Origin of the sequence: Streptomyces sp. NPDC019937 (assembly GCF_040631655.1) — a bacterium.
In the GTDB taxonomy this organism is placed as follows: Bacteria; Actinomycetota; Actinomycetes; order Streptomycetales; family Streptomycetaceae; genus Streptomyces.
This window is the reverse complement of the sequence record NZ_JBEYAL010000005.1, coordinates 257,891-268,126: the sequence shown is the minus strand read 5'-3', so window position 1 is coordinate 268,126 and position 10,236 is coordinate 257,891. Positions and strand designations below refer to the sequence as shown.

Sequence of the window (10,236 nt, the reverse complement as noted above, 5' to 3'; positions counted from 1 at the left end):
TCCGTGCTTGGGCCGCGTCAGGATTCGGTGGCGTCGAGGCCGTCGAGGTCGAGCGCCATGTCGATGAGGTGCTGGACGTCCATGTCGTCGATGGACTCGGCGTCATCTTCGGCGCGGCTCGTGCCAGGGGTCGCTGCTTGCGGATCGGCGAGCTGGAGCAGCGTGTCCAGCAGACCGGCCTCCCGGATCCGGCTCATCGGGATGGTGGCCAGGGTGCGGCGCAGTGCGGCGTCCTGCGGATCGAGGTCCACATCAGCCGGGACGTGTCCCGGCTCCTCGGGCGCCAGTTGCTCCAGCAGATGCGCGGCGAGCGCGGCCGGGTTCGGGTAGTCGAAGACGAGGCTGGTGGGCAGCCGGAGGCCGGTGGCCGCGCTCAGCCGGGTGCGCAGTTCGACCGCGGTGAGCGAGTCGAAGCCCAGCTCGTTGAAGGCGCGTCCGGCGTCGACCTCGTCGGCCGAGGCGTGGCCGAGGGCGGTGGCCACATGGGTGCGCACCACCTCCAGCACCGCGTCCTCGCGGTCGCCCGCGGGAAGCCCCGCCAGCCGCTCGCGCAGCGCGGACGCGGCATCCGCCTCCGTCCCCTGGTTCGCCGACTCGCCCTCGGCGCCTTGGAGCAGGGCGCGGACACCCGGCAGGTCGTCGATCAGCGGGCGGGGGCGGGCGGCGGTGAAGGCCGGGGCGAAACGCTCCCAGTCGACATCGGCCACGGTCACGGCGGTCTCCCGGCGGGACAGCACCCGCTGGAAGGCGGCCATGTTCAGGTCCGGCGCCATCGGCGGCAGGCCACGGCGGCGCAGCTGCTCCCCGGCGTCGCCCTCGGCGGCCATGCCGCCCTCGGCCCATGGGCCCCAGGCCACGGACGTGGCGGTCAGGCCACGGGCGCGGCGCTGTTCGGCCAGCGCGTCGAGGAAGGCGTTTCCGGCCGCGTACGCGCCCTGGCCGCCGCTGCCCCACACCCCGGCGATGGAGGAGAAGAGCACGAACGCGTCGAGCGGTTCGGCGCCCTCCCCGAAGATGCCGTCGAGGTGGAGCGCTCCGGTGGTCTTCGCCGCCACGATCCGGGCGAACTCGGGGAGTTCGGTCCCGGTGCCGGGCTCCTGCGAGATGCCCGCCGAGTGCACCACGGCCCGTACGGGGGTGCCGTTGGCCGCCAGCTTCTCCACGAGCGCTTCCAGCGCCTCGCGGTCGGCCACATCGCATGCCTCGACGGTCACGGCGGTGTCGGTGCCGGACAGTCCGGCCACGATCTCGGCCGCGCCCGGGGCGTCCGGGCCCCGGCGGCTGAGCAGCACCAGCCGCTCGGCCCCGTTGCGGGCCAGCCAGTGCGCGACGTGCCGCCCCAGGGCGCCCGTGCCGCCGGTCACCAGCACGGTGCCGCGCGGCGTCCACGGCTCGGCGGCCCCGGTGGCCGCGTCGCGCGGGGCGGGTACGAGGCGGCGTACGAGGACCCCGCCGGAACGGAGCGCCACCTGGTCCTCGTCGCGGAGCGCGTCGGCCCCCGCGAGCACGCCCGCGAGCCGGTCCAGCGCCTTCGCGTCCAGCGTGTCCGGCAGGTCGACCAGACCACCCCAGCGCTCGGGCTGCTCCAGCGCCACGACCCGGCCGTAGCCCCAGACCTGGGCCTGGGTGACGCTGTGCAGCTCGTCGCCGGCGCCGGTCGAGACCGCGCCCCGGGTGACGCACCACAGCCGCGCCGGGGCGTCGCCGCCCTGCCGCGCCAGCGCCTCGGCCAGCGCCCCGGTCAGCGCGAGGCCGACCGGCACCGCCGGATGTTCCGGGTGCGGCCGCTCGTCCAGCGCCAGCAGCGACAGGACTCCGTCCACCGGGCCATCCGAGGCCGCTGTGAGGCGGGTGGCGAGGGCGCCGGGGTCGGTGTCCGCCACGTCCAGTTCGACGCGTACGACACGCACCCCGCGCCGCGCCAGATCGTCGGCCACGGCCGCGACCCGGGTGTCCTCGGCAAGGCTCGCGGGGACGACGGTCAGCCAGGTGCCGGTGGGGGCACCGGACGGGGCGTGCGGGCACGTCTTCCACGTCACGTTGTAGAGGCGGCCATCGGCGGCGGACTCTTCGCGCCGGGCGCGCCGCCACGACGACAGCGCGGGCAGCACCGTGCTGAGCGGCTGGTCGCCCTCGACGCGCAGCTCGGTGGCCAGCGACTCCCAGTCCTCGCGCTCCACGGCCTCCCAGAACCGCGCGTCCACCACGTCCACGGCGCCCTCGGCCGCCCCCTTGGGGGTGGTGTCGGGCCAGTAGCGGCGGCGCTGGAAGGCGTACGTGGGCAGCTCGACGCGGGACGCACCGGTCCCGGCGAAGTACGCCGCCCAGTCGACGGCGGCGCCCCGGACGTACGCCTGGGCGAGCGCCGTGGTGACGGCCTCGGCCTCGGGGCGGCCCTTGCGGAGCGCGGCCACGAACGCCGCGTCGGCGCCGGTGACACTCTCCTGGGCCATGGCGGTGAGCACACCGTCCGGGCCCAGCTCGACGAACGTGCTGACGCCCTGAGCCTCCAGGGTGCGTACGCCGTCCAGGAAGCGGACCGCTTCGCGGACGTGGCGCACCCAGAAGTCCGGGCTGGTGATCTCCTCGGCGGAGACCAGCTCACCGGTCAGATTCGACACGATGGGAATGCGCGGAGCCTCGTACGACAACCCCTCGGCCACCTCGCGGAAGGCGTCCAGCATCCCGTCCATGCGCGGCGAATGGAAGGCGTGGCTCACCGTGAGCCGCTTCGTCTTGCGACCCTGCGCCGCAAAGCCCGCCGCGATCTCCAGGGCCGCGTCCTCATCGCCCGCGATGACCACGGAGGTGGGCCCGTTGAGGGCGGCGATGCTGACGCGCTCGGTGAGGAGAGGCGCCACCTCGTCCTCGGCGGCCTGGACGGCGATCATCGCGCCACCGGCAGGCAGCTGCTGCATCAGACGGCCACGCGCGGCCACCAACTTCGCGGCATCCGCGAGCGACAGCACACCCGCCACATGCGCGGCGGCCAGCTCACCGATCGAGTGCCCGGACAGGAAGTCCGCCTTCACACCCCACGCCTCCACCAGGCGGAACAGCGCCACCTCGACCGCGAACAGCGCAGGCTGAGTGAACCCCGTCTGGTCCAGCACCGCCGCGTCATCCCCGAACAGCACCGTCTTCAAGGGCGTTTCGAGATTCGCGTCCAGTGCATCGCACACCGCGTCCAGCGCCTCGGCGAACACCGGATACGCCCCGTACAGCTCACGCCCCATCCCCAGCCGCTGGCTCCCCTGCCCCGTGAACAGGAACGCCACCCGGCCACCGGCCACCGAGCCCGTCACGAGCCCGGACGCATCGCGCCCCTCGGCCAGGGCGGTCAGCGCGTCGCCGGGGTGTTCGGCGCCCAGGCCGAGCAGTACGGCTCGGTGTTCCAGGGCGGAGCGGGAGGTGGCCAGGGAGTACGCCACGTCGAGCGGGCGCAGCTCGGGGTGGCCGTCCGCGTAGGCGTGCAGGCGTGTGGCCTGGGCCCGTAGCGCGTCCGCGTCGCGGGCCGAGACCGGCCAGGCGAGGACGGGCAGGGAGCGTTCCGGAGCGGACGACGAGACGGCATCGGCGGCCGGGGCCTGCTCGATGATCGCGTGCGCGTTGGTGCCGCTGAAGCCGAAGGACGACACGCCGGCGCGGCGCGGTCGGCCGTCGGTCTCCGGCCAGGGCCGGGCCTCGGTCAGCAGCTCGATGTCGCCCGCCGACCAGTCGACGTGCGGGGTCGGCTCGGTGACGTGCAGCGTCCGCGGCAGCGCGCCGTGCTGCATGGCCAGGACCATCTTCATGATTCCGGCGGCGCCCGCCACGGCCTGGGTGTGGCCGATGTTGGACTTCACCGAGCCGAGCCACAGGGGCCGCCCCTCGGGCCGGTTCCGGCCGTAGGTGGCGAGCAGCGCCTGCGCCTCGATCGGGTCGCCGAGGGACGTGCCGGTGCCGTGCGCCTCCACCGCGTCGACGTCGGTGGCCGACAGCCCGGCGGTGGCCAGGGCCTGCCGGATGACGCGCTGCTGGGAGGGCCCGTTGGGCGCCGTCAGACCATTGCTCGCACCGTCCTGGTTGATGGCGGTGGAGCGCAGGAGGGCAAGCACCGGGTGGCCGTTCCTGCGGGCGTCGGAGAGCCGTTCCACGAGGAACAGGCCCACGCCCTCGGCCCAGTTGGTGCCGTCCGCGTCACCGGAGAACGCCTTGATCCGGCCGTCGGCGGCCAGTCCGCGCTGGCGGCTGAACTCCAGGAACGCGCCGGGGGTCGACATGACCGTCACAGCACCCGCGAGCGCGAGCGAGCATTCGCCGTTGCGCAGCGCCTGCGCGGCCAGGTGCAGGGCCACCACTGAGGACGAGCAGGCGGTGTCGACGGTGAGGGCGGGCCCTTCGAGCCCGAAGGCGTAGGAGAGGCGGCCGGACGCCACGCTGGAGGAGTTGCCGGTGCCCAGGTGGCCTTCGAGGCCCTGCGGCTCGTTGAGCCACAGCGTCAGATAGTCCTGGTCGTTGGAGCCTACGTAGACGCCGGTCCGGCTGCCGCGCAGCGTCGCGGGGTCGATCCCGGCCCGCTCGAACGCCTCCCACGAGGTCTCCAGCAGCAGCCGCTGCTGCGGGTCCATGGCCAGCGCCTCACGCGGCGAGATCCCGAAGAACGGGGCGTCGAAGTCGGCGACGTCGTGCAGGAAGCCGCCCTCGCGGGTGTAGCTGGTGCCTTCGCGGTCCGGGTCGTCGCTGTAGAGGGTGGCGAGGTCCCAGCCGCGGTCGGCGGGGAACGGGGTGATCGCGTCGTCGCCCGCGAGCAGCAGTTGCCACAGCTCCTCGGGCGACCGTACGCCACCGGGGAAACGGCAGCTCATCGCGACGATCGCGATCGGGTCGTCCTGGTCGTCCTGGTCGGCCGCGGTGGTCACCTGGTCGGGCACGGTCGCCTCGGCCCGGTCTCCGATGATCTCGTCCCGCAGATGGCCCACCAGGGCGGCCGAGGTCGGGTAGTCGAAGACGAGGGTCGGCGGCAGCCGCAGCCCGGTCGCCTCGCGCAGGAGGTTGCGCAGTTCGACGGCGGTGAGCGAGTCGAAGCCCAGGTCCTTGAACGCCCGGCCCTCATCGACGGCCTGCGGTCCCGCATGGCCGAGGACGGCGGCCACCTGCGTACGGACCAGGTCCAGCAGCAGCCGGTCCTGCTCGGCCGCGCTCAGCCCGGCCAGCCGCTCCGCCAGCCCGGCCGCGCCGCCCGCGGCGGTGTCCACCGCGCGCCGCACCGGCACCCGGACCAGTCCGCGCAGCACCGGCGCGAGCGTGCCCGCGGCGGCCTGGGCGCGCAGCGCCACGGCGTCCACCCGCATCGGGGCGGTTGTCGCCTCGCCGCCGGCGAGGGCCGCGTCCAGCAACGCCAGGCCCTCCTCCGGGGTCAGCGGCGGCAGTCCGGCGCGCCGCATCCGCGCGACGTCGGCCTCGTCCAGGCCACCGGCCATGCCGGCGCCCGCCCAGGGGCCCCAGGCGAGCGCGACGGCCGGAAGTCCCTCGGCGCGGCGGCGGATGGCCAGGGCGTCGAGGAACGCGTTGGCGGCCGCGTAGTTGCCCTGTCCGGGGGTGCCGAACACGCCCGAGGCGGACGAGAACAGCACGAACGCCGTCAGGTCCAGCTCGCGGGTCAGCTCGTGGAGGTTCCACGCCGCGTCCACCTTCGGGCGCAGGACGTGGGCGACGCGCTCGGGCGTCAGCGAGCCGATCACACCGTCGTCGAGTACGCCCGCCGTGTGGACGACGGCCGTCAGCGGGTGCTCGGCCGGGACGGTGGCGAGGGTCGCCGCGAGCGCGTCCCGGTCGGCCACATCGCAGGCCGCCCAGTGTGCTTCGGCGCCCAACTCGGCCAGCTCTGCTGCCAGTTCGGGCGCTCCCGGCGCCCGGTCGCCACGGCGGCTCACCAGCAGCAGGCGTCGTACGCCGTGCTGGGCGGCCAGATGACGGGCCACCAAGCCGCCCAGCGTGCCGGACGCGCCGGTGACCAGCACCGTGCCGTCCGTGCTGAACACGTCCGTGTGATCGGTGTTCACGGCCCGCACGCGGGCCAGCCTCGGCACGCGGGCCACGCCCGCACGCACCGCGAGCTGCTCCTCGCCCGCCGCCAGCGCCGCCGGAAGCGCCGCGAGCGACGAGCTGTGACCGTCGGTGTCCAGGAGGATGAAGCGGTCCGGGTTCTCGGCCTGCGCCGTACGCAGCAGACCCCACGCGGCGGCCTGCGCCGGGTCGCGTAGGGGCTCGCCCCCGCCCCGGGTCAGGAACACCAGCCGCGAAGCGGCGAACCGCTCCTCGGCCAGCCACGCCTGGGCCAGGCCCAGCGCCCCGACCGTGGCCTGACGCACCGCGTCCGGCACCGCGTCGCCCTCGGTGGAGGGCGCCACGAACACGTAGTCCGGTACGGCCGCGCCAGAGGCGACCGCCTCGGTCAGCGCCGCGAGATCCGCGTACGCCGCGATCTCGGCGCCCAAGGCACCGGCGTCGCCGAGCACGGCCCACTGGCCGCCGCGGGACGCACCCGGGGTCGTCCCGGTCGCCGGCTCCGTCCACTCCACCCGGAACAGCGACTCGTGGTACGCCGCCCGCGCGGCCCGCACCTGCTCGTCCGATACGGCGCGCAGGACCAGCGAGTCCACGGCGGCGACCGGCGCACCGGAGGTGTCCGCGATCTCCAGCCGGACACCGTCCGCGCCCCGCAACTCCAGCCGCACGCGCAGCGCCGAAGCGCCACTCGCGTACAGCGACACCCCGCTCCAGGCGAACGGCAGCCGCCCCTGGCTCTCGCCGTCGCCCAGACCGTCCAGCCCGAGCGCGTGCAGCGCGGAGTCGAGCAGCGCCGGGTGCAGCCCGTACGCCTGCGCGTCGGCCGCGACGGCCTCCGGCAGCCGGACCTCGGCGAACAGCTCGTGACCGCGCCGCCAGGCGGCGTCGAGCCCCTGGAACACCGGGCCGTAGCGCAGCCCGCCGTCCGCCAGGGCCTCGTACAGCTCCTCGGTACGGGCCGCCTCGGCGTCCTGCGGCGGCCACTGGGCCAGCGCGAACGACGGCCGGGGCACGCCCGCGACCACCGCACCACTGGCGTGGCGCGTCCACGGCTCCTCGGCCGGGGCGTCCTCGGCGCGGGACAGCACAGCGACGGACCGCCGTCCGGTGTCGTCCGGGGCGCCGACGGTGACCTGGAGCCGGACCCCGCCGCGTGCGGGCAGCACGAGGGGGGCGTGCAGGGTCAGCTCGTCGAGATGGTCACAACCGGCCTGGTCACCGGCCCGCACCGCAAGCTCAACGAACGCGGTACCCGGCACCACCACCGCACCACGCACCACATGATCAGCCAGCCACGGATGCGAATCCACACCCAACCGACCCGTGAACAACAACCCATCCGACTCCGCCAACGACACCGCCGCACCCAGCAACGGATGCCCCGCCGGCTCCAACCCCACCGACGCCACATCACCCACCGACACCGCACCCGGCTCCAACCAGAACCGCTCATGCTGAAACGCATACGTCGGCAAATCCACCCGACCAGCACCGGTCCCCGCAAAGAAACCAGCCCAGTCCACACCCACACCACGCACAAACGCCCGCGCGACAGCGGTCGTCAGCGACTCCACCTCGGAGCGCTCCTTGCGGCACACGGAGACGAACGCCGTCTCCTCACCGGAGACACACTCCTGCCCCATCGCAGAGAGCACGCCATCCGGGCCCAGCTCGACGAACGTGGAGACACCCTTGGCCTCCAACGCCCGCACACCATCATGGAACCGCACAGCCTCACGGACATGCCGCACCCAGAACTCCGGGCTGGTGATCTCCTGCGAGGAGACGACATCCCCGGTGAGGTTGGAGACGATCGGGATGCGCGGAGCCTCGTACGACAGCCCCTCGGCCACCGCACGGAACGCCTCCAGCATCCCGTCCATACGCGGCGAGTGGAAGGCGTGGCTGACCGCGAGCCGCTTGGTCTTGACGCCCTGCGCCTCAAAAGCAGCGGCGACCTTCAGAGCCGCGTCCTCATCACCCGAGATGACCACCGACGACGGGCCATTCAACGCGGCGATGCTCACCCGCTCGGTGAGCAGCGGCGCCACCTCGTCCTCCGACGCCTGCACCGCGACCATCGCGCCACCGGCCGGAAGCTCCTGCATCAACCGCCCACGCGCCGCCACAAGCGTGCACGCGTCCGCAAGCGACAGCACACCCGCCACATGCGCGGCGGCCAGCTCACCGATCGAGTGCCCGGAGAGGAAGTCCGGCCTCACACCCCACGCCTCGACCAGCCGGAACAGCGCCACCTCGACCGCGAACAACGCAGGCTGCGTGAACCCCGTCTGATCCAGCACCGCCGCGTCATCCCCGAACAGCACCGACTTCAACGGCCGCTCAAGATGCCGATCCAGCTCCGCACACACCGCATCCAGCGCCTCCGCGAACACCGGATACGCCCCGTACAGCTCACGCCCCATCCCCAGCCGCTGGCTGCCCTGCCCCGTGAACAGGAACGCCACCTGTCCGCCGGCCACCGGGCCCTCGGCGAGCCCTGGTGCGGACTCGCCCCGCGCCAGGGCGTCCAGGGCGTGCCGTAGCGCGTCGCGGTCGGTGCTCACGATGGCCGCGCGGTGGTCCAGGGCGGCCCTGCCGGTGGCGAGGGAGTAGCCGATGTCGGCGGCGCCGAGGGCGGGGGCGCGGTCGAGGTGAGCGGCGAGGCGGCGGGCGTTCTCGCGCAGCGCCGTCTCCGTCTTGGCGGACAGGAGCCACGGCAGGACTGCGGGGGTGACGGCGGCCGGAGCGTCGTTCTCCGTGGCCTCCGGCTCCGGGGCCTGCTCCAGGATGGTGTGGGCGTTGGTGCCGCTCACGCCGAAGGCGGAGATACCGGCCCGGCGCGGCCGCCCGGTGTCCTCCCACGGCCGGGCCTCCGTGAGCAGCGACACGTCACCCGCCGACCAGTCGACGGTCGGGGACGGCTGGTCGACGTGGAGGGTCCGGGGCATGACCCCGTGCCGTATCGCCATGACCGTCTTGATGACGCCCGCGACACCGGCCGCCGCCTGGGTGTGGCCCAGGTTGGACTTGAGCGAGCCCAACCACATCGGCCGCCCCTCCGGCCGGTCCTGGCCGTAGGTGGCGAGCAGCGCCTGCGCCTCGATCGGGTCGCCCAGCGTCGTACCCGTGCCGTGTGCTTCGACCATGTCGATCTCGGCGGCGGACAGCCGGGCGTTCTCCAGGGCCTGGCGGATGACGCGCTGCTGCGACGGGCCGTTCGGCGCCGTCAGACCGTTCGACGCACCGTCCTGGTTGACCGCCGAGCCCCGTACGACCGCCAGCACCTGGTGGCCGTTGCGGACCGCGTCCGACAGCCGCTCCACCAGCAGGACGCCGACGCCCTCGGACCAGCCGGTGCCGTCCGCCGACGCCGCGAAGGACTTGCAGCGGCCGTCGGGGGCGAGGCCGCGCTGACGGCTGAACTCCACGAACACATCGGGGTTGGGCATCACGGTGACGCCGCCGACCAGGGCGAGCGAGCATTCGCGCTGACGCAGCGCCTGGGCCGCCCAGTGCAGGGCGACCAGCGACGACGAGCAGGCCGTGTCGATGGTGGCGGCCGGGCCCTCGAGGCCGAAGGTGTAGGCGATGCGGCCGGACAGCACGCTGGTGGCGCCGCCGGTGAGCATCAGCCCTTCCAGCTCTTCCGCGGCGCCCTGGATGTCGGAGCCGTAGCCCATGGCCGCGGCGCCCACGTACACGCCGGTGCGGCTGCCGTGGACGGAGGCCGGGTCGATTCCGGCACGTTCGAAGGCTTCCCAGGAGGTTTCCAGCAGCAGCCGCTGCTGCGGGTCCATGGCCAGCGCCTCGCGCGGCGAAATGCCGAAGAATCCGGGGTCGAAGTCGGCGACGCCGTCGAGGAATCCGCCGCCGCTGTTGTAGAAGGTGCCCTTGCGGTCGGGGTCCGGGTCGGCGAGTCCTTCGATGTCCCAGCCGCGGTCGGCGGGGAATCCGGAAATGGCGTCGCCGCCCTCGTCGACGAGCCGCCACAGGTCCTCGGGGGAGCCGATGCCGCCGGGGAAGCGGCAGCTCATCGCGACGATCGCGATGGGTTCCTGCGCGTCCGCCTCCACCTCGGTCAGGCGGCGACGGGCCCGGCGCAGCTCAGTGGTCATCCACTTCAGATTGTCGAGCAGCTTTTCTTCGTTCGCGCTAGCCACGAAAACGTCACCTCCTGAGGTC

At 73.8% G+C, this 10,236-nt stretch carries 1 protein-coding gene; it reads right to left on the bottom strand.

Translation table 11 applies throughout. The features are described from left to right. Positions 1–17 precede the first annotated feature (17 nt). The gene (locus ABZ562_RS06810) at positions 18–10,214 is read right to left on the bottom strand and encodes a type I polyketide synthase (RefSeq protein ID WP_361474954.1); all 10,197 of its coding nucleotides are present in this window, start codon (positions 10,212–10,214) and stop codon (positions 18–20) included. Positions 10,215–10,236 lie beyond the last annotated feature (22 nt).